Annotated in this window: 17 protein-coding genes; 12 read left to right on the top strand and 5 right to left on the bottom strand. The window is 48.8% G+C overall.

Features of this window, described 5'->3' with window-relative positions; genetic code table 11:
- Window positions 1–28 precede the first annotated feature (28 nt).
- From uppS to argJ, 11 genes are all read left to right on the top strand, one after another.
- On the top strand, window positions 29–814 hold the full coding sequence (uppS, locus tag LX98_RS04990; RefSeq protein ID WP_496427841.1) for an undecaprenyl pyrophosphate synthase: 786 nt from the start codon (window positions 29–31) through the stop codon (window positions 812–814).
- A gap of 80 nt (window positions 815–894) precedes the next feature.
- Window positions 895–1,701 (top strand): phosphatidate cytidylyltransferase, encoded by an 807-nt coding sequence (locus tag LX98_RS04985; protein WP_496427840.1) that lies wholly within the window; start codon window positions 895–897, stop codon window positions 1,699–1,701.
- Between the two features lie 36 nt (window positions 1,702–1,737).
- Complete coding sequence (locus LX98_RS04980) at window positions 1,738–2,907, top strand: 1-deoxy-D-xylulose-5-phosphate reductoisomerase (RefSeq protein ID WP_496427839.1); 1,170 nt, start codon at window positions 1,738–1,740, stop codon at window positions 2,905–2,907.
- A gap of 17 nt (window positions 2,908–2,924) precedes the next feature.
- Window positions 2,925–4,316 (top strand): RIP metalloprotease RseP, encoded by a 1,392-nt coding sequence (gene rseP / locus LX98_RS04975; protein ID WP_496427838.1) that lies wholly within the window; start codon window positions 2,925–2,927, stop codon window positions 4,314–4,316.
- 95 nt (window positions 4,317–4,411) lie between these two features.
- Window positions 4,412–6,133 carry a proline--tRNA ligase gene (locus tag LX98_RS04970; RefSeq protein ID WP_496427837.1) on the top strand — a complete coding sequence of 574 codons (1,722 nt, stop codon included), beginning with the start codon at window positions 4,412–4,414 and terminating at the stop codon, window positions 6,131–6,133.
- A gap of 240 nt (window positions 6,134–6,373) precedes the next feature.
- Window positions 6,374–6,829, top strand: a complete 456-nt coding sequence (locus LX98_RS04965) for a bifunctional nuclease domain-containing protein (protein ID WP_496427836.1) — start codon at window positions 6,374–6,376, stop codon at window positions 6,827–6,829.
- A 55-nt stretch (window positions 6,830–6,884) separates the two neighbouring features.
- The gene (locus LX98_RS04960; RefSeq protein ID WP_312642971.1) at window positions 6,885–7,355 is read left to right on the top strand and encodes a bifunctional nuclease family protein; all 471 of its coding nucleotides are present in this window, start codon (window positions 6,885–6,887) and stop codon (window positions 7,353–7,355) included.
- A 37-nt stretch (window positions 7,356–7,392) separates the two neighbouring features.
- Window positions 7,393–7,821 (top strand): 50S ribosomal protein L13, encoded by a 429-nt coding sequence (gene rplM / locus LX98_RS04955; protein ID WP_496427835.1) that lies wholly within the window; start codon window positions 7,393–7,395, stop codon window positions 7,819–7,821.
- A 45-nt stretch (window positions 7,822–7,866) separates the two neighbouring features.
- Entirely contained in the window at window positions 7,867–8,259 is a 393-nt protein-coding gene (gene rpsI / locus LX98_RS04950) for a 30S ribosomal protein S9 (RefSeq protein ID WP_312642975.1), read from the top strand.
- A 200-nt stretch (window positions 8,260–8,459) separates the two neighbouring features.
- Window positions 8,460–9,536: an N-acetyl-gamma-glutamyl-phosphate reductase gene (argC, locus tag LX98_RS04945; RefSeq protein ID WP_496427834.1), complete on the top strand. Its 1,077-nt coding sequence runs from the start codon at window positions 8,460–8,462 to the stop codon at window positions 9,534–9,536.
- 43 nt (window positions 9,537–9,579) lie between these two features.
- Window positions 9,580–10,788 carry a bifunctional glutamate N-acetyltransferase/amino-acid acetyltransferase ArgJ gene (gene argJ, locus LX98_RS04940; RefSeq protein ID WP_496427833.1) on the top strand — a complete coding sequence of 403 codons (1,209 nt, stop codon included), beginning with the start codon at window positions 9,580–9,582 and terminating at the stop codon, window positions 10,786–10,788.
- 53 nt (window positions 10,789–10,841) lie between these two features.
- On the opposite strand, the gene prsR is transcribed toward argJ, so the two are convergent.
- The 5 genes from prsR to LX98_RS04915 form a co-directional block, all read right to left on the bottom strand.
- Window positions 10,842–12,221: a PEP-CTERM-box response regulator transcription factor gene (prsR, locus tag LX98_RS04935; RefSeq protein WP_496427832.1), complete on the bottom strand. Its 1,380-nt coding sequence runs from the start codon at window positions 12,219–12,221 to the stop codon at window positions 10,842–10,844.
- Between the two features lie 2 nt (window positions 12,222–12,223).
- Window positions 12,224–14,413 carry an ATP-binding protein gene (locus LX98_RS04930; RefSeq protein WP_496427831.1) on the bottom strand — a complete coding sequence of 730 codons (2,190 nt, stop codon included), beginning with the start codon at window positions 14,411–14,413 and terminating at the stop codon, window positions 12,224–12,226.
- 767 nt (window positions 14,414–15,180) lie between these two features.
- Window positions 15,181–16,581, bottom strand: coding sequence for a sigma-54-dependent transcriptional regulator (locus LX98_RS04925; RefSeq protein ID WP_442430331.1), 1,401 nt, complete (start codon window positions 16,579–16,581; stop codon window positions 15,181–15,183).
- A gap of 10 nt (window positions 16,582–16,591) precedes the next feature.
- Entirely contained in the window at window positions 16,592–17,419 is an 828-nt protein-coding gene (locus LX98_RS04920; RefSeq protein ID WP_496427830.1) for a hypothetical protein, read from the bottom strand.
- The gene (locus LX98_RS04915; RefSeq protein WP_496427829.1) at window positions 17,416–18,900 is read right to left on the bottom strand and encodes an ATP-binding protein; all 1,485 of its coding nucleotides are present in this window, start codon (window positions 18,898–18,900) and stop codon (window positions 17,416–17,418) included. The genes LX98_RS04920 and LX98_RS04915 overlap by 4 nt, the downstream gene beginning before the upstream one ends.
- Before the next feature lie 831 nt (window positions 18,901–19,731).
- Between LX98_RS04915 and LX98_RS04910 the strand changes: the two genes are divergently transcribed.
- Window positions 19,732–22,752, top strand: a complete 3,021-nt coding sequence (locus tag LX98_RS04910; protein ID WP_496427828.1) for an Ig-like domain-containing protein — start codon at window positions 19,732–19,734, stop codon at window positions 22,750–22,752.
- Window positions 22,753–23,476 lie beyond the last annotated feature (724 nt).

The following is a 23,476-nucleotide window of genomic DNA, read 5'->3' as shown; positions in this document are numbered from 1 at the left end:
CCCATACGATCGGGTTCAGCACAATTCCATGGATGAATTTCAGGCGGTGGAAGCAAGACAAGTTGCTGAAGGCGAATTGCTGGATCAACTTGACCTCACATCCCTTCCACGACATATCGCAATCATCATGGATGGCAATGGACGATGGGCCGCTCAACGCGGGTTGCCTCGAATTGCCGGTCATAAAGAAGGTCTCCGGGCACTTCAAGAGGTTCTGGAAATTGGGCATGAACTCACAATTCCTTATATCACCATCTATGCATTTTCTCAGGAAAATTGGAAACGGCCTCATTCCGAAATTCGACTCCTCATGGGTTTACTTGAGCAGTACCTGCATCAAGAACGCCAACGGTTTCAGGAGCGCCAGGTACGATTTCTGCCAATCGGACGACTGGAACAACTGCCCCCTTCCGTCCGTTCGCTGGCCTTGGAGGTTGCAGAGGAAACCCGCCATTTGACTCAGCGCACGCTGGCAGTCGCCCTCAGTTATGGGGGACGAACCGAAATTGTCGATGCGGTACGGAAAGTTGCAATCGAGGTTCAGATGGGATCGCTCACACCAGACCAAATTGATGAGTCCTTGTTTGAACAATATCTCAGCACATGGGGTCTACCGGATCCAGATTTGCTCATCCGCACTTCTGGAGAGGCGCGAATCAGCAATTTCCTTCCCTGGCAAATTGCTTACACCGAACTCTATTTCACCAAAACCCTGTGGCCTGATTTCCGTCGTATTGAGACTCTTCTCGCCTTACTCGATTATCAAAAACGGGAGCGTCGTTTTGGTCGAATCACTCAAACTGTTTCGCCATAAAACCATCTGTGACTTTTCTGCATACCCGGCACCCTTCTTCTAGCTTATCTGACGCACTGCCCCTTTTACTCCTATAAACAATGGATCCCCGTCGACTGTACTCAGCCATTGTATTTATTCCTTTGCTCTATGCGGGAATACGCTATTCTCCACCTTGGCTGCTTTCTCTCCTGATTGGCACAGCTTCTCTCCTCGCATTATGGGAATTTCTCACCCTCTACTTCGGACCAACCGGCCCACTTGTTCCCAAGGTTGCCTCCTGCCTTGCTGCCGTCATGCTTCTTGTGGCCATGTACACCGGCTCCTCCCAAGCCTTGAACCTCTGGCTCTTGTTAATCGTTATGGTTGTTTTAACGGGGTTTTTTAGATCCCCGACTGCCATGAGGCAATGGCTCCCTTTATGGGCGGCCTATCCCTTTGGAATACTTTATGTCGTGGTCCTGCTCGGACATTTTATACTCCTCCGGCAACTGCCCGATGGAATCGCCTTAATCTTTTTCGTCTTAGCGATCACATGGTTAGCTGATACCGGTGGATTTGTCGTAGGCTTATCTTTTGGACGACATGCCCTGGCGCCAGCACTGAGTCCTAAAAAAACGATTGAAGGCTTGATCGGAGGGATACTTTTTTCTGTGCTGGGAGCCATTATCAGCCACTTTTGGTTTCTCCCCTTTTTCTCGTTGGGGGAATGCGCTATTCTCGGCATGGGTATGGCCATAATCGGAGCACTTGGTGATCTTGCAGAATCCGCGATCAAACGTAGCGTGAGTATCAAGGATTCAGGCACAATCATTCCAGGGCATGGGGGAGTGTTGGATCGTGTGGACAGTCTGCTCTTTACCGGCCCGGCCTTTTACTACTATGCCCTATTCGCTGGCTCATCCTAATACCCAGACCATTCACAACCATAGGGAGAGAATCTGGTGAAACACATCGTCATCTTAGGATCTACCGGATCGATTGGGAACAGTACATTAGATGTGATCTCCAGATTCCCTGAAGAGTTTCAAGTAGTCGGGTTGGCCGCCGGGTCAAATGATCAGGCCCTTGAGGAACAGATGCGCATCTTCAAGCCAGAAGTGGTTGCGCTCTCCTGCCGGGATGCTGCCAATCGATTGCGTGCACGGGTGGGTCGCACGTCCACGGAAATTTTGGACGGAGAGCAGGGGCTCTGCGCCGTCGCCCGTGCATCGAAAAGTGACTTAGTGATTTCTGCGATCGTCGGTGGAGCAGGACTCAAGCCAACCTTGACAGCCATTCAAGCAGGCCGGCAGGTTGCACTTGCCAATAAAGAGCCGATGGTCATGGCGGGCCGTTTGATGCAACTGGAGGCCCACAAGCATGGCGTCACCATTTTTCCCATCGATAGTGAACATAGCGCCATTTTCCAATCGATGGAAGGCCACCGAAAGATAGATATTCGCCGGATCGTGTTAACCGCCTCCGGCGGGCCATTTTGGGATTGGCCTATCAATGACCTGGAACACGTGACCCCCGAACAAGCGATGCAACATCCGAATTGGAAAATGGGTGCTAAAATCACCACCGACTCCGCCACCTTGATGAATAAAGGCCTGGAGGTGATTGAAGCCCGATGGCTCTTTGATATCCCTCACGATCAAATTGATGTCGTCATTCACCGAGAAAGTATTATCCACTCTTTGGTAGAATATTGTGATGGCTCAGTCATCGCGCAGTTAGGGCACCCGGACATGCGAACACCAATTTCCTATGCTCTCAAATACCCGGAACGCATTCCTTTGAATCCTCCACTCTTGGATTTAGGAAAAATTGGGAAATTTACGTTCTACCCAACTGATTCGAAAAAATTCCCCTGTCTCCAGTTAGCCTATGACGCACTGGCAGGAGCGGACGGGCTTTCACCCACATTAAACGCGGCAAATGAAATCGCCGTTGATGCTTTCCTTAAGGAACAAATTGCCTTTTTGGATATTCCCAGAGTGATTCAGGAAACAATGAATGCCTATGCCGCGACTCCCGTCACATCCATTGAAGATGCCTTGGAGGTAGATCAATGGGCCCGACGCACAGCCACAGAAATGATGAAAGCCTGTTCCACTTCACCAATATGAACCCGCGATAAACACCCATGAATAACCTCCTGTCATTTTCTCCAGATTCCATCTTTTTATTTGGGCAAAAGTTATGGTGGTTCCTGGTCGTACTGGGAGTCCTTGTAACCTTTCACGAATACGGCCATTATCTAGCCGCTCGATGGGTGGGCGTCAGGGTCCTCAAATTTTCCATCGGTTTTGGACCAAAACTCATTGGTCGCAAGATTGGTGATACAGAATATCTTTTGGCAGCGATTCCCCTTGGAGGATATGTCAAATTATATGGTGAGGAAGCTTCAGAGGCTGTTTCAACTGCTGAACAACGTGAATCCTTCATTCACCAGTCGCTTCCCCACAAAACGTTGATTGTGGCGGCTGGCCCCGGATTCAACTTTATTCTCAGTTACCTGATCTTTACGGGAATGCTGGCGTTGGGGTCACCCCTGTTTGTGCCCAGCATCGACAACATCACACCGGTCATTGAAGCTATCACCCCCAACTCGCCAGCCGAAACTGCCGGATTACATATCGGCGATCGGGTAATCCGGGCCAATGAAGAAGACATCTCGACTCTGGGTGAACTATACCAACAGGTTGGTAAGGCCCATGGGCGGCCTGTCACACTGGATGTCATTCGTGGGGATACCGTCAAAACGCTGATCATTACTCCAACGGTTCAAGTGGTGCCTGATCGCCCGGACGAACCTCAATACACCTTAGGCATTGAGGATCATGCTCCGCTTGTCGGGGGAGTCATGCCGGACACCCCTGCCATGGCCGCGGGTCTTCAACAAGATGACCGAATTATCCAAATTAATGACACCCCGATTGTCACCTGGTCTCAGATGACCGAAATCGTTCGCCAACACCCTGAAACCCCTTTAGCAGTTCAGGTCGATCGCGGAGGACAGATTGTCTCTCTTCGCATCACCCCTGAAGGCCAAACCGTTACCTCTTCCGATGGGGAAACCAAGTCTGTTGGGCGCATTGGGATTAAACTAGCCGGTGCGGGTACCGTGCTCAAAAGCACCTCTCTATTGCTCGCCCCCTGGGATGGACTCAAGGCCACATGGAAATGGTGCGAACTCACCGTTATTGGTTTATACAAACTCTTGACGGGAGAAATTTCTTCAAAGCATCTCGGTGGCCCGCTGATGATTGCCAGTGTGTCAGGCGAACAAGCCCAACAGGGCCTTGCCAGCGTCGTATGGCTTATTGCGATCTTAAGTATTAATTTGGGGATTTTGAATTTGTTACCCATTCCCATTCTTGATGGAGGGCATCTCTTCTTTTTTGCCTGCGAAGGCATTTTAGGTCGCCCGTTAGGAGACCGGTCGAGAGAAATGGCTCAACAAATTGGACTGGTCTTATTGGTCTTCCTGATGGCCTACGCGACCTGGAATGACATTAGTCGCCTACTCCAATAATTTCCACCCAGTTGAACGCCTCGTTGCCTGTTGCTATCCATGTGAATACTCCCCTGCGACTCAGTCTGTCCTCAACCATATAACCAGGTGTCTTCATGCGTGTATCACAAACATTAATTCCCACGATGCGACAGGATCCCGGGGAAGCCGAAGTGGTCAGCCACCGACTGATGCTTCGCGCGGGCATGATCCGAAAAGTCGCCGCCGGTATTTATTCCTACCTTCCACTAGGATTGAGAGTCATTCGGAAAATTGAGACCATTGTTCGCGAAGAGATGAACCGGATAGGAGCGCAAGAACTGTTACTGCCGATTCTATCCTCGGCCGAGCTTTGGAAAGAAACAGATCGCTGGGATTTCTACGGAAAGGAACTATTCCGATTACATGATCGCCATGATCGGGATTTCTGCCTGGGCCCCACTCACGAAGAAGTGGTCACCGATTTATTCCGTCGAGAGGTCAGTTCTTATCGTCAATTGCCCGTCACGCTGTATCAAATCCAAACGAAATTTCGCGATGAAATCCGACCCCGGTTTGGCATCATGCGAGGGCGTGAATTCATCATGAAAGATGCGTATAGCTTTGACCAGGATGTGGAAGGAGCCAAACATACGTACCAGGACATGTACGACGCCTATTGCCGCATTTTTTCTCGCATGGGCCTCGAATTTCGTCCAGTGGAGGCCGATACCGGCTTAATCGGTGGCATCTCTTCTCACGAATTCATGGTCCTAGCCAATACCGGCGAAGAACTCATCGTTTTTGATCCGGACACGCAATATGCAGCCAATGTCGAACGGGCCGAAATTGCCCCACCCACCATCGGGGAACCTGAGGCCGCACTACCGCTGGAAAAGGTCTCCACACCCAATGCAAAATCAGTTGAAGAGGTGTGCGCCTTACTCAATGTGCCTCCTTCCCGCCTGGTGAAAACCCTTCTGTATCAGACTGGCACGAATGAGATAACCGCAGTCCTGATCCGAGGGGACCATCAAGCGAACGAAATTAAAATTCAACGACATCTTGGTATTCATGAATTATCATTGGCGACCCCAGAGATGGTCCTCCGCTTCACAACGGCCCCAGTCGGCTTTGTCGGCCCAATCGGTCTTCAGAAAATTCGAATTCTGGCTGACCAGGCCGTGGCCGTTTTAAACAACTTCATTGTGGGTGGAAACGAACCGGACGTCCACCTCATTCATGTCAATATTGACCGGGATGTTGTCATTGAGAGCATAGGAGATTTTCGCCAAGCCCAGGCCGGTGACCCTTCCCCACGCGGAGGCAGCTCGCTCCAAACAGCCAGAGGAATCGAAGTGGGACATATCTTTATGCTAGGGACCAAATATAGTGAAAAAATGGGGGCAACCTACCTGGATGCTCAAGGTCAGACCCTTCCCGCTGTAATGGGATGCTATGGCATTGGTGTCAGCAGAGCAGCAGCAGCAGCCATTGAACAAAACCATGACGACAAAGGCATCTGTTGGCCCATGCCCATTGCCCCATTTCAGGTCCACATTCTTTCGGTCACCGCATCAGAGAATGTACGTCAAGCTTCCGAGCAGCTCTATCAGGACCTTTCACAAAACGGGATAGAGGTATTACTTGACGACCGTGAGGAACGGGGTGGAGTTAAGTTTAACGATGCAGATTTGCTCGGCATTCCTTTCCATATTATTCTTGGGGATAAGGGATTGGCACAGAACACCATTGAAATTAAAGACCGTAAAACGGGCGAAAAGCATCACATTGCCCGTGGGGAGGCATGTGAGTGGATAACTGCCACGGTCAGAGCAAAACTCGTATTTCAGACCTGATACAATAAGGAAAACAGATCAAAAGCAGGTTGGTTACCGATGGCCACTCGTGCATGGTATAGTTTTCTGAAACCAAAATGCTTTCTATCTTAAGGACGACCAATGACGAGATCCCAATCCAGAGCATCAGGAGATAGACAAGCCCTTATTTTCATTGACAATACCTATCATCGAATGCTACTTTTCAAGGTTTGATTTTCAAGTAAGATACAAATCCCTTATCTATGACTGGCATAGCGTATGTTGAATCAAATGAACGTGAGGGGTCTTTTATTTGACCCCTATAACAATGCCTATATTGTCATCCTGAGAGATGAACAAAATTCTGATATGCTCCCAATCTGGGTTGGGAAGGCCGAAGCCAGCGCGATTAGTTTTGCCTTAGAGCGGATAGCTCCTCCAAGGCCGATGACCCATGATCTCATGAAAACGGTACTTGATAATATGGATGCTAAGGTCATCAGTACGGTCATTACAGATCTGAAAGACAATACGTACTTCGCCAAAATCCATCTCCTTTTTGGAGATTCCGAGTTCACCGTTGACTCTCGGCCAAGTGACGCGATTGCCGTGGCCCTTCGCACGGATGCTCCTATTTTTGCTTCAGGGGAAGGGCTCCATAAACAAAACTCGGAAGAATTGGAACGATGGCTGGAAAACCTCAAACCTGAGGATTTTGGGAAATCAGACGTCTAGCTGATGCTCATGTGGCCATCTAAAATATTGACGATTGATAGTGAGTGTGCGGGTGATGACTGAAATAAACACATTAATTCCGTTAAAGGTCCATGGGGTTCTGGTTGATCCGAATACCGACACGCAAATCGTGGTCTTACGGGATGAAAAGAATTCAGAGGTTCTTCCCATATGGGTCGGAACCGCCGAAGGAACTTCAATTCGATTGGCCTTGGAGAACGTCATCCCACCACGCCCCATGAGCCATGACCTAATTTGCAGTTTTGCCTCGCACCTTGGTTTTACCCTTAACAAAGTCGTCATCACGGAAGTCAAAAATAATACGTATTTTTCGACGCTGTTTTTGTCCAAAGATGACTTGGAAAAATCCATCGATTCAAGGCCGAGTGATGCGATTGCCCTAGCTCTCCGATGTCAATGTCCCATTTATGTTACTCCTGAGGTGCTGGAACGTCGCGGTGGTGAAGATCTGGATACCTGGCTTTCCAAGCTCGATCAAAAGGGATTAGAACAAACCGATATCTAGACATGTAATTAAGTAGAGGAAAGGAACTCAGACACTCATGCGATCTTATCAAGCTAAACCGCTGGAAGTTGAACGGCAATGGTTCTTAGTCGATGCTAAAGGGAAAACCGTTGGACGCTTGGCCGCGAAGGTTGCCTCTATCCTTCGTGGAAAGCATAAGCCGACGTTCACGCCGAATGTCGATACGGGCGATCATGTCGTCATCATAAATTCCAGTGAAATTCAATTCACCAGCAATAAATTCCGCTCAAAGATCTATTATCATCACACCGGCTACCCTGGGGGCATCAAAGCCATTACCGCAGAGCATCTTCATGCAAAGAAACCAACCGAAGTGCTTACCAAAGCCATTCGTGGGATGCTTCCAAAATGTACGTTGGGGAAACAAATGGCCAAAAAGCTCAAAATTTACCCTGGTGCCGAGCATCTGCATCGAGCGCAAAGCCCAACGCCTTTGAATCTTTAAATTCATTAGTAACTGTTCCAACGAAAAAAGGAGACTTATTCTCACATGGTCGATACCATTCAATATGCAACCGGAAAAAGGAAAAACGCGATTGCGCGAGCATGGGTAGAACCAGGGCAAGGCGATATTCTCATCAACGCACGATCAGTCGATTCATATTTTCCACGATTGACGCATCAAATCCAGATACAAACGCCATTCGAGGTCACCAAAACGGGCGGGCAATTTAATGTTAAGGCCACGCTGACAGGGGGAGGCGTCTCAGGTCAGGCGGGAGCCCTTCGCCATGCGATTGCCAAGGCATTGGCCCTCTATAATCCTTCGCTACGGGATCCCCTGAAAAAAAATGGATTGCTCACCAGAGATAGCAGGGTGAAAGAACGGAAAAAGTACGGGCAAAAAGGCGCCAGAGCCAGGTTCCAATACTCCAAACGATAATTGGCCGGTTCACCATTCACGCAGAATTATGGGGGAGGCCTTCCAGCCTCCCCTTTTTTTAATCCGACTTCTGTCTGATGCCGTTGCCACTCCAATCTTACTGTTCACAAATAATCAATTGGCACAAAGAAAAATCATTTCCCAACAGGTAGCCTGCTCAACCCTGCTCCCCCCTCAATCACCTTTCTTGAAAAAAGACCATGGATAGAAAAATTCGCGTTGCTGTAATTGGAGCTAGTGGCTATACAGGTGGTGAATTACTTCGATTACTCACCCTCCACCCTCAGGTCACACTGACCCGTGTGGTGGCGTCTGAAAAATCTGAGGGCCGCGCTGTCGCTTCCTTGCTTCCTCATCTTACGAAGATTTATGACTGTTCATTGTCTTCGTTGAATATCGACTCGATCGCCAAGGAAGTCGATGTGGTTTTTCTCGCCCTTCCTCATACGCAATCCTTGCAGCCAGTAGCCGATTTTCTCTCACAGGGGAAACATGTCATTGACTTGAGTGCCGATTATCGTCTTCAAGATCCGTTGGTATATGAGCAATGGTATCAAACCCCACACATTTTCCCTGGCCTGCTTAAAAATGCGGTGTATGGACTACCAGAACTCAATCGCGCGGCTATCGCCAAAACCAACCTTGTCGCCGTTGCCGGGTGTTATCCCACCGTCGCCATTTTGCAACTCGCGCCCTTTGTGGCCCAAGACCTCATTGAGTACAACTCGATTATCATTGACGCAAAGTCGGGAATTTCAGGAGCCGGTCGCACACCTGCACTGGGCACTCACTTTCCTGAATCGCATGAAGCTATTCATGCCTATAAAATCGGCAAACATCGCCATGTGCCTGAAATCGAACAGGAGTTGGCACGACTGATTCCCGCCTCATCTACAAAAACAGCTCTCCCCAGTCCATCTATAATTTTTACACCTCACTTAATACCGATTAACCGAGGCATTCTGAGCACCGCCTATGCCAAATTGAAACCTGGCATTGAACAAACCCATCTGGATGCAGCTTACAACAGTCGGTACCAGGACGAATATTTTATTCGACTCTTTCCCAGTTCCGAGGGGGTAAATCCGAAAAATCTGCGAGGATCAAATTTTTGTGACCTCAGTTGCACCTATGATCCTCGAACCGGGTATCTCATCACCACAGGTTCGCTGGACAATCTCGTAAAAGGCGCAGCCGGACAAGCGATTCAATGTATGAATCTTATGTTAGGACTTCCCGAGACACTCGGATTGACCGCGCCAGGCCTCTTTCCCTAGACCATTGTTCACCAGTTTCTCCTGACGAGAAGGGGATGTTTTCATGTCTCAACGCATAAAAGGCGGGATCACTGCCCCAAAGGGATTCCTTGCCGCAGGGATTCATTCAGGAATTAAAAAGACCAAGCAGCTTGATCTGACCTTGATTGTGTCAGAGAAGCCTGGACCTATTGCCGGGGTGTTCACCTCCAACAGGCTCCCGGCCGCTCCCGTGATTCTCGACCGGCTTAATCTTAAGAGAGGCACGGGTCAAGCATTTATTGTTAATAGTGGGAATGCTAACGCATTTACCGGACCGGAAGGATTAATTCATGCCAGGGAGATGGGTCGGAGAGTTGCCGACCAACTTACAATTCCCCTTCACCATGTATTTGTCGGATCCACTGGTGTCATTGGGGTCCCGCTACCGATGCCGGCAGTGCGAAACGGCATTCCCGTTTTGATTTCACGTCTACGCAAGGCTGGTCACCAGGAAGCTGCTAAGGCGATCATGACGACAGACACCTGTCCTAAGGAAATCGCGGTTCAAGACCGAATTGGCGGAAAAATAGTGACCATAGGGGGAATCGCCAAAGGTTCAGGAATGATCCACCCTGACATGGCGACCATGTTGGCCTATGTCACAACAGACGCAGCCATTGACCAAAAAACACTACAAACTACCTTTCGCGCCGTCACCAACCAAACATTTAACTGTATTTCTGTTGATGGGGAAACCAGCACCAATGACACGGCATTATGTCTGGCCAACGGGGAAGCCGGAAACTTACCCATCAAAACAGGAACGACGGCACATGGCAAATTTGAAGCACTCTTATTTCAGGTCTGTCACCATCTGGCCATGGAAATTGTTCGGGATGGCGAAGGTGCCACCAAAATCATTGAAATCCAGATCACTCAGGCTTCCAGTGACCGGGCCGCCAAACAATTTGCCAATACTCTCGCCACCTCCCCTTTAGTCAAAACCGCTATATTTGGTACGGATCCCAACTGGGGGAGAATTGTGGCCGCATTAGGACGGGCCGGTGTCCCTGTTAAAGCGGAGAAACTTCTCATTGGATTCAATAAGATTCCCATTGTCAAAAATGGAAAAGGGCTGGGACCTCAGGTGGAGCGCCGAATTAAACAGGAAATGAAGAAGCCCTTCCTGACGATCTTTATTTCACTCGGAATGGGTCAAGGATCATCCAAGATCTGGACCACGGATCTGACCTACGATTACGTGAAAATCAACGCATCCTATCGATCCTAACTTTTTTCTCTGTTCAATCAGGAAATTGGAAATGGCCTATTGCCGAGGGATAGTTATTTTTTTATGTGGTGGCGGGAAATTAAATCATGGAGGGTCGGTCGACTCACACCAAGGATGGTCGCAGCCTTCGTAATATTTCCACCTGTCTTGGCCAGCGTTTGCTCAATCACTCGCTTCTCTACCGTGTCTCTGGCTACTTTCAGGGTAAGGCCAACTTGACTCTCATCGGGAGGGGCTAAATCTAAATCTTCCGGAGCAATCCTTGGGTTGTCGGTTAGCGTCACGGCGCGACGAATCCTGTTTTCTAATTCTCGAATGTTCCCGGGCCAATGATATTGCTCGAGAGACATCAGAGCTTCCCGCGTAAATCCGGAAATCTTCTTTTTCGCTTCTTCTGAATAACGCTGAAGCAGCGATTTGCCCAACATCACGATATCGCCACCCCGCTCCCGTAAGGGAGGAGCCGTAATGGTCACGGTATTCAATCGATAATACAGATCTTCCCGGAAGCGGCCATCTTTCATTGCCAGTTGAAGATCCATATTGGTGGCTGCCAGAACCCTTGTGTCAACTGGAATTTCTACGCGTCCGCCTACCCGCTCGATACTTCGTTCTTGTAAAACCCGAAGTAACTTGACTTGTAATGCAGGAGAAATCTCACCAATCTCATCTAGAAAAAGCGTCCCGCCCTGGGCCGACTCAATTCGACCTGGACGCTGGAGATGGGCTCCGGTAAACGCCCCTTTCTCATGTCCAAACAACTCACTTTCTAGCAACGTTTCGGGAATAGCCCCACAATTAATCGCGATAAACGGGCCATCCTTTCTGTGACTTTGCTGATGAATCGCCCGAGCCACCAACTCCTTTCCTGTCCCGCTTTCTCCGACGATCAAAATAGAAATATCCGAACCGGCCACTCGCCGGATGGTATCGAAGACTTTAACCATGACCGGGCTGCTCCCGATAATTTCAGGAAATCCCCGTTTCGCCTCACGATCCAGAAGTTTTTGGTTTTCTTTTTCCAGGCAGGCCAAATACCCGGCCCGCTGCAGAACAACTTTTAACACTTCCAAGTCTACCGGCTTTTCCATAAAATCATATGCGCCAATTTGAATAGCCTTGAGCGCATTCGTACGATCTTGATTTCCCGTGATGACGACTACCTTCACCAAAGGATTTACCGCAAGCAATTGTTCCAAGGCAGACAATCCCTCCGTCACCCCACCGGCATCAGGTGGCAAACCTAAATCTAAGGTGACCAGTGAAATCTTTTCCCGTTGAAGAATATCGACAGCTGCGGCGCGATGATCTGCTTCATAGATCATATAGGAGGACTTTAATCCCCACTTCATCTGTTCAAGAATTTCCTGCCGGTCATCAACCAGAAGAAGTGAAGGAAGATGTGAATGTTCAGCAAGCGGATCAGACTTCATGGTCACTGGTTTTTTCTTGAGTCATATTCTACCCCGACTTGAGACACACCAAACACTTTAGTACTTGCGTTATCGGCACTTTGTACGGGAAATGTAATCATTACTGTTGTGCCTCGCCCTTCCTGGCTCTCAATGTGAATGACGCCATGATGGTCCTCTACGATTCGCTTACATTGAAACAGTCCTACACCCAACCCATTCTTTTTGGAGCTTTTGAATGGCTGAAAAATATTTTCAAGCTGGGCCACGGACATTCCACCCCCTGTATCGACCAATTCAACGATCGCCTGCTTGCCATCATAGGCGGTGGAAATATCAATCGTGCCTTGCCCCTCAATCGCCTGGCGCGCATTAAGAATGAGATTTAACAACACCTGTTTGATTGCCTCCCTTTTGAGCTGAAGCACCGGAACCTCTAGCCCCGGGGAAAAATTTGGTTGGCATCCAGGGCCATTGACGGCCGCGAGAATATCCTTGATCAACAGGTTCACATCCACCGGCTCTTTCGGGACTCCCTCACTCAAATTCGGTTCGTTCGCCTGACGAGATAATTCTCCCATTAAATCGATAATTCGTTGAGACGTATTTTTAACGGTCTGCATGGCCGATGCCTGAAATTCAATGTTACTCCCGTATTGGGCCGCATTCTGAGCCACCATAGATAAACTCGACGCCAAATTCTTTAAATCATGTAAATAAAAAGCCGAGAACCGATGCACGGCTTCCCATTTAGCGGATGAACTACGCTCTTCCACTAACTCAAATTGAATGAGCAGCATCGTCACATGGTGCGCAATGGCCCGCAGTAAATCCAAATCGTCTTGATCGTATCCGTCACGCACCGATTCCTGACTTAGCGTACAAAACCCAAGCAGTCTGCCTTGCTCCGTCACTAAGGGCACACACACATGAGCGTGAGTGACATCAAGAAATTCCCTCCAATCCTCAGCCGCCCGCTGACCCACTTGCACCAACAAGGGTTCTTGCTGTCCTTTCAGTTGGTGAATAAGAGGGTGAGTTTCAGGAATCGGAATCGGCTCTGACACATTCGGTGACCGATCATTTTCCGTCAATTTCCTTCGACGCCGTTCCTTCCGTATTTGATGATACCGTCCATCAACATCAAAAAGTTTCCAAATTGTGACCCGAGACGTTCCAAATGTTCCACTGAGCCACTCAAGGTATCGGTTCAAAAGTTCAGAGACATCCTGACAGGCCGAAAACGTCTCAGTGACCTCTAACCATTTCTCTCGATAATCATATTTCGACTTAAAAAAATGACGAGAAACGACTTGCAGAAATTCGACACGAACACGCCTGGAAAGCATGGTGACCACCAATCCCATAACGGCAAGAAACATGAGAACCATTCCCAGTGATTCCTTGACCTCCCAATTGGTATGTTGCACCACTAAGGTCACCATGGCTACAAGAACGAAATACCCACTAACACACACCACGACCAGGGAAGCATATAATGCCTGGTGACTGATTTGAATCTTCTGGATCACCTGCGGTCCTCGCCATCTCCTCAAGCCCAGTGCCATAACAACCAGAGAACTAAACGATGCAAGCCCCCCTGCCCACACATCTTCCGGTCGCCACACCGAGACCATGACCAAATGAAAGGCCTGCGCGATGGAAATGCATGCCAAACCTCCCAATCCAATCAGCACGTATTTCAATCGATATCGTAGAGGATCTGGAAAAGACTGAAGGATACGTTCCAGCTGAAATATTCCCACACAGGAGGCCAATACGATAAACCCCCAAATCGCCAATCCCTCTGGTCGTCTGAACACAATTTCCCCCTCAGGATTGACCTGCATGAACCCATCTGGAGTACCCACGATCACCATTGCTACAAGAGCAGCTCCACAGGCAATAATCTCCCACCATCCTCTGCCCAATGCCACAGAATTCGCAGAAAATTCATGCAATAATGAAAAACCGACAAAGCCGATCAAGACCGGCAGAAGGACCTCACCAATGAGAATAAGTTTTTTGAAGATAATGAGATGGCCTGGAAACACTTCTTGTATCCCATTCAATCCATGGATCAAAATCATAACGGCCATCAGCAAGAATAAAGGGGAAAAATGTGCCCCATCTTTTCTCTTCACAAATATGATCGTGGCCAAAAACAGGGAGACTCCTGCCGTGAGAATAGATGGAATAACCCACACACTCATACTGACCCTTAATACCTATTGAGAGTTTGAAACAGACACACGTTCATTGCTCGCTGCTACCAAAGGACACAGTCTTGTCATTGTTCTGATTGATAGAGGCATGTCGCATAACACATGTTTTAAGCATTCGGGCGCACCTGGGTTTATGAAAGAGGCATCCGACTATCAACGCTGGCCATCAAGCCCTTAGCGTATCAAGGTAAGATTATCTTTTCTGGCCAGGCTCATGAGGATTCAGTCGAAGCTATTAAAGCTTGGTTTAATAGATGAAGGGATTTCTCCCAACAGATTGCTATAACACCTTTATCATGGAGAAAGAGTTCAAGATGGAGCACCACCCTAGCCTGCCTCACAGGGTATTAATCAGAATGAAACTGTAGTAGTTTTTTCGGAAAATGAGGCGGGGGACTGTAGGGCTCGGCTTCTCAAATCGACCTCGCTTCTCGCTGGAAAAGGAAAGCTAGGGTTCGATGCTGATGAAGAAGAGTATTGTTAGCTGCTCCATCTATAGGACACAGCCGTCCCGTTTCAACCAATAAATTAAATCATGCAGAAATGGGAACATGTGGCTATCCGACAGGAACGAGGTGGCAGAATTGCTGGGATGACATACCAAATATATATGGGCCTTTCCAGCCCATTCCTGCCGAGATTTTCGAGGTATGAACGAGGTGAGACTACTTAACTGCCGTTTTTAAAATGAAGCGAATCGGGCGCCTTTCCGACCCCCATGCTGAGAAATAAGCCTCTTGACAGCTGTACCAAAATTATTGGAGTCCTGGTTGGCCGTTTGAAGGAGACGCATCTTCCTGTCTATCGGAGGGATGCAGTCCATATTTTTTGAGGAGTTTATAAAAATCTGCCCGATAGCGCCCGGCAATTTGTGCCGCCTTAGAGATGTTTCCTTGTGTGGCTTTCAGCAAATCTTGAAGGTACTCCTTCTCAAATGCCTCTTTCGCATCAGTTAATGGCTGAAGGCCACCTGGCTTGCTTTGTTCTTGTGGAGAAAGTGCAAGGAATTCTGCCGTAATAATGTCTTGAGGAGACATGACAACCGCGCGTTCAATCATATTCTCAAGTTCTCGAACATTCCCGGGCCAAGGATACGTAATTAAGGCCTGCATGGCTTCCGGAGAAAATCCTTTCACGATTTTACCGTGATGCTCTATGCTCCGTTTGAGAAAAAACTGGGCGAGAGAAGGAATATCCTCTCGTCGTTGCCGAAGCGGAGGAATCCACAATGGCACGACGTGAATCCGATAATACAGATCTTCCCGAAATCGTCCTTCCCGAACCGCTAACTCTAAATCTTTATTGGTTGCGGCCAGAATTCTCACATCCACCTTCACGGGCACTTGCCCTCCGACGGGCACCACCTCTCGATTTTGAATGGCCCGCAAGAGTTTCCCCTGTAATGACAGGGGCATTTCACCAATTTCATCTAAAAACAATGTTCCTTTATCAGCACTTTGGATTAATCCTCGTTTATTTTGATGGGCCCCGGTAAAGGAACCCTTCATATGCCCGAACAACTCACTTTCGAACAAGGTTTCTGGAATAGCAGCACAATTGACAGCCATAAACGGTTTCGAAGCTCGAGGGCTATTACAATGAAGCACGCGTGCAATAACTTCTTTCCCGGTTCCGGTTTCTCCGGAAATACAGACGGTGGTATCGGTCTTCGCCACTTGCGCTACCTGCTTCAACACCGTATGCATTTCTGCACTCCGGGCCACGACATTTTCAAGCCCATATAATTCGTTCACAAGCAATTGTAGTCGATGAATCTCCTGACTCATTCGTTTGGTCGTGAGGGCTTTATCAATACTCTCCAGTAACTCTTTGTCATCAAACGGTTTGGTTAAATACCCATACGCGCCCTTTTTCATGGCTTCCACCGCATTCGGAATACAGCCATGGGCCGTTAAAATCAGGATCGGAAGATTTGTTTGATGTTGATGCAATTCTTCCATTAAATCCAAGCCATCAGCATCCGGCAATCGAAGATCCAAAATGGCAAAATCATAGGGATCTTCTTGAACGCGGCTCAACGCATCCCCCCCGGAGCCACACGCCGTCACCACAAACCCCATGGAATGCAGGCGCATTTTCAGGAGGGTCAGTAAACTTGGATCGTCATCAACAACAAGAATTCGTTCATCAGCCATCACAATTCCTCTATTTTTTTCCTTCACCTTCATTTGGAAATTCTTTCTCCTCGGCTCTTTCGAGTTTGGGGGTTGGGGCCATTTTTTCAGACGGGCGGGTCGGTGGGGCCTTCTCGCGAATTTCCTGATCGATACGTCTTAAAGCCTCTAATTGATTCGTCAGTTCTTGAACTTTTCTCTCACTGGACTTCAGTTCCTGCTGCACATCTTGGCGGAGCGCCTGCTCCTTTTTTAATTGTTCTGTCTGTTTGGAAAGATTCGAGAGGGCCTGATTCAATTCGTCGACAGCCTTTTCCCGGTTTGTCAGTTCTTGTTTCAGTGCGTCGACCGAATCAGTTTCCAATTGACGACTTAATTCATGGACCAGTAATTCCTTATTCACTATTTCACGAACCAATCGTTTAGTTAAGCTCTCGGAAGCGATCCCTCCTCCTGGAGCATTCAATACGTCCAATAACCATAACCAAAATCGGCTCTCACCCGCCAATGCGCTATTGGGGTTGGAGGCCACCACTTTTCGAAAATGCAGCGCCGCTAATTCCCTATTTTCATATAATGCGACGACTCCACGAAGAAAATGAACCGCACGGCATTCATCTTCACTTTTACAAGTACTCAGCTTCTTTTCCTGATCATCTGCAATGGCCCGAAAAAATGGAACATCTTCAGGGTCAGGAGTTAACACCGAGGACACTGTATAGAATCCGCTTGGAACAGATTGAGCCATGGCAGACCGATTCCCATCGGTGAGGGTAGACCCACCCCATTCAAGAAGACTCAGGACCTCTACGGACAAAAAAAACACCAGGATCAACGACTCAGATTTTTTGCGTGTCAATGGACATTCCCCGTATGTTTTCGTTTGGGAATGGTAAAATGCAATGCAGTCCCGGTCCCCAGAATACTTTCAGCCCAAATTTTTCCACCATGGGCTTCGACCACCCGCTTCGCCAAAGCCAGTCCGATTCCACTCCCCACATACACACGGCCTTCTTGGGTTTTCCCCTGGTAAAATCGTTCAAAAATATGAGGCAAATCAGCTTCGGGAATTCCCGGTCCCGTATCAGACACTGAAAATTGCAATCCTTCTCCGGCACTATCCGGCCTTGATCGAATCAACACCGTCGTTCCTTCAGGACTAAATTTAATCGCATTCGATAAAAGGTTTTCCAACACTTGTTCCATCCTTGGCCCATCCAGATCATAGAACCTTACCTTGTTCTGAAACAAATCGAGAGTCAGATGAATATTTTTTCGTTCTGCGAGAAATTTGACTTTTTCTGTCGACCGGACAACCAAACGATTTAAGTCGGTGGGACTAAAATTATAGGAGACCATGTCGGCCTCCATCCGGGATAAATCCAAGAGATTCCCGATTAAGTGATTAAGCCGTTGACTACTCTCAGAAATAATGGTCAGGGTTTCTCGTTGGTCTTTCGTCAGCGTTCCAGGAATTCCATCCAACAGAAGCTGTGAGCCCTCACGAATAGACGTTAACGGGGTCCGTAACTCATGGGAAATATTTGCCAGGAATTCCGACTTCATCTCATCTAACTTTTGTAGTTTTTCACCCATCCAATTTACCTGGCCAACCAGTTCACGTAACTCCTGAGGGACAGAAAGGGAGATCGTCCCTCCAAATTGACCTTGTCCAATTCTGCGGATTTGAGCTTTGACTCGTCGAAGGGGCCGAAGGATACTATAGCTGGCGATCCCGGCCAAGCCAAGACCTAGAACCAACGCCATCACCAGAAGCTGTTTCGTAATTTCCTGGGCTTGCACCGAACGAAGATGGGAATCCTTGAGAATCGCGCCGACACTGGCTTCCTGTGCAGTGATATAGGCGTTGATCGATTGGGTTATGGCGGTAATCAATGTATCCCGATTTTGCTCATAGCTGGCGATAGCCTGAGGAGAACGGTCGGCTTGTTCAACGCCAACACTCAAAAATAAGGTATGAAATTCTTCATGAAGTTCTTTTGTTTTTGCAAGTGCTTCCAGCGTACTGCCGGGATTTTCCTGATCTTGGAGAGCTTTTAAGGTTTTGCGAAAGTTTTCAGCCTCCTGAAGAAAATCTTTCAGAAGGGTGGTATCCCGAAGTACCAAATATTGCTTGTCACTTTTTAATTGCGCATACAGACTGGTAATGAGTCGCTTAGCCGTTTCCACAGCTGGAAAGTGATGGGTCGCTAACTCGGCGCCTAATTCCGTTAAGGCACGAAATTGATGGAGAATATATAAATTCACGCCAACCACCAACGCAAGGATTGTCAGGTACCCAAGGGTTAATCGCCAAAATATAGATAGACGTGTCAACATTTTTTACACATCCAAATTAATAGAACCTTTAAAAGAAAAATAGCTGTGGGCTCCAACCTGGAGTGAAGAATTTTCCTTATAACAACCCGCTTATTTTCTTCCCCCTGAAAATTGAAAGATATCCTTCCTTAGCATCACCAGGGAACTTTCACATAAAAGTTAGCTACGTAGCAATGCTGAATTGTATTTCCTACATGAGATTGAGTAATCCTACACCAGAATTCCATTATTTCATGGAATTTCTATATACCCAACCAACAATTTTTTTGTTTATAAACAAACAAATATTTAGACCATGGCCTCACTGGTCCCCATATTGCATAAGCCACCGTAGCTAACTTAATCATTGGAAAGATCTTCAAATTCCATCAAAAGCCCACTTCTTAAATTTTTCATCTGTCTGGTGAAAATTTCACGTGGGCATGTTTATCATCGTGAAAATTACTTCAACTACTAATTTCGTGTCTCTCTATTTCTCCCCCCAAAATTTATCCATCGTCATAATTTTTCATCCTCCTCCCCCTGAATTAAAAACATCTTCCAATTTTTCTTAGGTAGTACTTGGACGTTTAGATTTTATTCCTGGATTAAATGATTCGGCTTGCCTTTCTCCTCCTGGGAGAATTTTGAGGACAAGGACAGCTATCGTTCCTTACTCAGATCGAAACGACGTTTGAGGGAACGATTTAAAAATATGCATGTGCAAGAGGAAAGACTAAATCGAGAGAACAATAATTTTTAAACGTGAAGCTCCCCCCCCCAGCAAGCTGAGGGGTATCCTGCACTGTTTTTATGAAATGGAAAAAGTCTACCAAAAACAGGAGATGAATAATGAAATACCGAAGCACCTGCCCTTTATTTAAAAAAAGCCTCCTTACAAAAAATCTTAGAAACCCGATTTTTCAAATAGAGCAATCCTTTCAACGGTTTCCCAAAAGTGTCGTACAGGCTTTTACCAAATCCATCAAGGGCTTAACTTCCTTTAACTCCCAAAAAATTTCATTTTACATTCTCTTGTTTGCATTGATAACTGTCATACCTGCCTCTCCGGTTTTTTCGGCTAACGTTTCGGTGACCTGGAACAAAAACACCGAATCGGACTTAGCAGGATACAAAGTTTACAAAAGGACGCTACCCTCTCAAGATTTTGGACAACCCACATTTTCAGGTATGCCCAGTAATCCGTCCTCACCCTCAACGACCATAACGGGACTTTCTGAGGGAAAAACCTATGGATTTATTGCAACCGCTTTTGATACCTCCGGAAATGAAAGTTCCCCATCTACAGAAAAACAAATTTCCATAGCCACAGGACCGCCACCGCCGCCTTCATCACTGAACATTTCAAATCTGACCGTCGCCAGTGGAAAACCCTATGTGGTACCCTCCTCCGGTCTTCAAGCCGGAAACACGGTCTATATTGACCGCTCCTATACCTATACGACCGTCCCTACTCTCGTACAGGGAGCCAGGTATATCCAAACCGCCAACAATGACAAAGCGGCGACTAATGCCGCCTTCCTCAGCTTTACGGTCAATCAACCCGTAACCGTCTATGTCGCCCATGGTGATCGTATTACAACGAAACCCTCGTGGTTGAACACTTTTACGGATACCGGCACGAATCTGGTGACCTCGGATGCGACATTCAGCCTGTTTGCGCGATCCTTCCCCGCCGGGACCGTTACCCTCGGGGGCAATGCTAGCGGTGGATGTTGCAGCATGTACTCGGTTATCGTCAAACCAGATGGCGGCGCCTCAGCGGACACCACCGCACCCACGGTTACGCTCACGGCCCCCAGCGCAGGCACCGTTTCCGGCACCGTCACAGTTAGCGCCACCGCCAGCGATAATGTCGGCGTGACCGGCGTCCAATTCCGCCTCCAGGGCGCCAACCTTGGCGCGGAAGATACGACCAGTCCCTATAGCACCAGCTGGAATACCACCACTGTGCCCAATGGCTCCTACACTCTCACGGCTATCGCACGCGATGCCGCAGGCAATACGAAAACCGCCGCCTCCGTCACGGTCACCGTGAGCAATACCAGTACGCCGCCGGCAGACACCACGCCACCGACGGTCACACTCACGGCCCCCAGTGCGGGCACCGTCTCCGGCACAGTATCGGTCAACGCCAGCGCCAGCGATAATGTCGGCGTGACCGGCGTCCAATTCCGCCTCCAGGGCGCCAACCTTGGCGCGGAAGATACGACCAATCCCTACAGCACCAGTTGGAACACCACCACTGTGCCCAATGGCTCCTACACCCTCACGGCTATCGCCCGCGATGCCGCAGGCAATACGAAAACCGCCACATCTGTCACCGTCACCGTGAGCAATACCAGCACACCACCACCCTCCCCAGCTCTCAGCATTTCCAATCTGACGGTGGCCAGTGGGCAAACGTATGTTGTGCCCACCTCTGGCCTTCAAGCCGGAGGCACAGTGTATATCGACCGAACCTTTACCTTTACCACGGTCCCTACCAGTGTACAGGGAGCCGCATATATCCGAACCGCTAACAATGATAAAGCGGCCACCAATGCGACCTTCCTCAGCTTTACGGTCAATCTACCCGTGGCCGTGTATGTCGCCCATGACGTGCGCATCACCCCGAAACCGTCGTGGTTGAACACCTTTACGGATACCGGCACGAATCTGGTGACGTCTGATACGACCCTCCAGCTGTTTGTGCGGTCCTTCCCGGCCGGCACCATTACCCTCGGGGGCAATGCCGGCACTGGGAACAGTATGTATTCCGTCATCGTCAAACCAGATGGCGGCACCTCCGCGGACACCACTCCCCCGACGATCACCCTGACAGCCCCCAGTGCAGGCAGCATCTCCGGGACGGTGACGGTCAGTGCCACCGCCAGTGATAATGTCGGCGTGACCGGCGTCCAATTCCGTCTCCAGGGCGCCAACCTCGGGGTCGAAGATACGACTAATCCTTACAGCACCAGTTGGAATACCACGACCGTGTCCAATGGCTCCTACACTCTCACGGCTATCGCCCGCGATGCCGCAGGCAATACGAAAACCGCCGCCTCCGTCACGGTCACCGTGAGCAATACCAGTACGCCGCCGGCAGACACCACGCCACCGACGGTCACACTGACGGCCCCCAGCGCGGGCACCGTCTCCGGCACAGTATCGGTCAACGCCAGCGCCAGCGATAATGTCGGCGTGACCGGCGTCCAATTCCGCCTCCAGGGCGCCAACCTCGGGGTCGAAGATACGACCAATCCCTACAGCACCAGCTGGAACACCACCACTGTGCCCAATGGCTCCTACACCCTCACAGCCATCGCCCGCGATGCCGCAGGCAATACGACCACCGCCGCCCCCCGCACCGTCACGGTGAGCAATACCAGCACGCCTCCGCCCCCATCAGCTGCAAATATTCAAGTCAACTTCCAACCGGCCGCCGCCACGGTGCCTTCTGGCTATCAGAAAGATGACGGAAGTGTCTATACCAGCAGTCGTGGCTATGGCTGGGCCAATGGCGGCAATACCATGCGCGAGCGCAATACCAACAGCGACCAACGCCTGGATACTTTTATCCAATTAAAGCCGGGCCAGGCGAATACCTGGCGCTATGATATGCCGAATGGGGACTACTTCATCTCCTTGGTTAGTGGCGATCCCGATTATGCCCTAGACCCCCAACGCATCACTGTCGAGGGGAAGGTGGTCATAGACAATCTCGACACCTCCACCCCAAATACTTTTCTGACCGTCACCGATGTGCCCATCACCATTGCTGATGGTACCTTGACCATTACCCTTGGCCCTAGCACTAGCAATGCCAAGCTCAACTATATCCAAATCAAATCTTCTAACCCACAGTAATATTTATGAAGGAGGAGGAACACCCGCTGTAGACTGGAGGACCACCGATTAAAATCCTAGTGGCAGTTTGAACTCCAGTAGGGATTATCGGAGTTTTCTGAGCCTACTAGATAAAAGTACCATACCCATAAACGGAACGACGGTCCAACTGACCTTAAATGGCCCGACTGCAGGGAATGACATCGTCCAGTGGATCTCTATCAATGGGGCGAGGGAGGAATACCCTCAATAGCTCGAATGTGCCAATCGCTAATTCACATTCGGTGGGACCTGGAATCCGGAAGTCACAGTGTCAGCCGAGAGGACAGTTACACCTGACTCCATACCATTTGACCTGATCGCTGGAGAGCAGGTGACCTACAGGATGCTCTCGAGTAAGGGAACGGTCCTTCGGTCTTGAGGGGGCAGTCCAGTATGGAAGATAGAGGGAACGGACCATACATCTGAGAGAAAATCTTTGGATAACAGGAACTCGGTTCAAATAATAATTGCCGAGCGCTTGGAAGTGATTGACTAATGGAATTTGAAACCAATTTTTTACCTTGCGACGCCCCATAGCTCCCTGTGGAGGGTCCATCAAGTTTCCCATTTTTTAAAGGGTAGCAAGGAGTTCAAAATTCTGTGTTTCCTCGAAATCCCCTATCAGGTTGCTATGGAATGATTTACCCAGCTAAAGAAATTCTTTATTTTACCGACAACACAGAAGTTACGGAGAGGTGACTTG

The sequence above is a fragment of the Nitrospira marina genome, assembly GCF_059568365.1.
The sequence above is the reverse complement of the archived record's forward strand: the minus strand, read 5'-3'. Positions and strand labels throughout refer to the sequence as shown.

Coding starts and splice junctions, on each gene's coding strand:
- rseP (WP_496427838.1), top strand. CDS start 2,925: ATGAATAACCTCCTGTCATTTTCTCCAGATTCCATCTTTTTATTTGGG.
- LX98_RS04930 (WP_496427831.1), bottom strand. CDS start 14,413: ATGAGTGTGTGGGTTATTCCATCTATTCTCACGGCAGGAGTCTCCCTG.
- rpsI (WP_312642975.1), top strand. CDS start 7,867: ATGGTCGATACCATTCAATATGCAACCGGAAAAAGGAAAAACGCGATT.
- argC (WP_496427834.1), top strand. CDS start 8,460: ATGGATAGAAAAATTCGCGTTGCTGTAATTGGAGCTAGTGGCTATACA.
- LX98_RS04965 (WP_496427836.1), top strand. CDS start 6,374: ATGTTGAATCAAATGAACGTGAGGGGTCTTTTATTTGACCCCTATAAC.
- LX98_RS04910 (WP_496427828.1), top strand. CDS start 19,732: ATGAAATACCGAAGCACCTGCCCTTTATTTAAAAAAAGCCTCCTTACA.
- prsR (WP_496427832.1), bottom strand. CDS start 12,221: ATGAAGTCTGATCCGCTTGCTGAACATTCACATCTTCCTTCACTTCTT.
- rplM (WP_496427835.1), top strand. CDS start 7,393: ATGCGATCTTATCAAGCTAAACCGCTGGAAGTTGAACGGCAATGGTTC.
- LX98_RS04970 (WP_496427837.1), top strand. CDS start 4,412: ATGCGTGTATCACAAACATTAATTCCCACGATGCGACAGGATCCCGGG.
- argJ (WP_496427833.1), top strand. CDS start 9,580: ATGTCTCAACGCATAAAAGGCGGGATCACTGCCCCAAAGGGATTCCTT.
- LX98_RS04960 (WP_312642971.1), top strand. CDS start 6,885: ATGACTGAAATAAACACATTAATTCCGTTAAAGGTCCATGGGGTTCTG.
- LX98_RS04985 (WP_496427840.1), top strand. CDS start 895: ATGGATCCCCGTCGACTGTACTCAGCCATTGTATTTATTCCTTTGCTC.
- uppS (WP_496427841.1), top strand. CDS start 29: ATGGATGAATTTCAGGCGGTGGAAGCAAGACAAGTTGCTGAAGGCGAA.
- LX98_RS04925 (WP_442430331.1), bottom strand. CDS start 16,581: ATGGCTGATGAACGAATTCTTGTTGTTGATGACGATCCAAGTTTACTG.
- LX98_RS04915 (WP_496427829.1), bottom strand. CDS start 18,900: ATGTTGACACGTCTATCTATATTTTGGCGATTAACCCTTGGGTACCTG.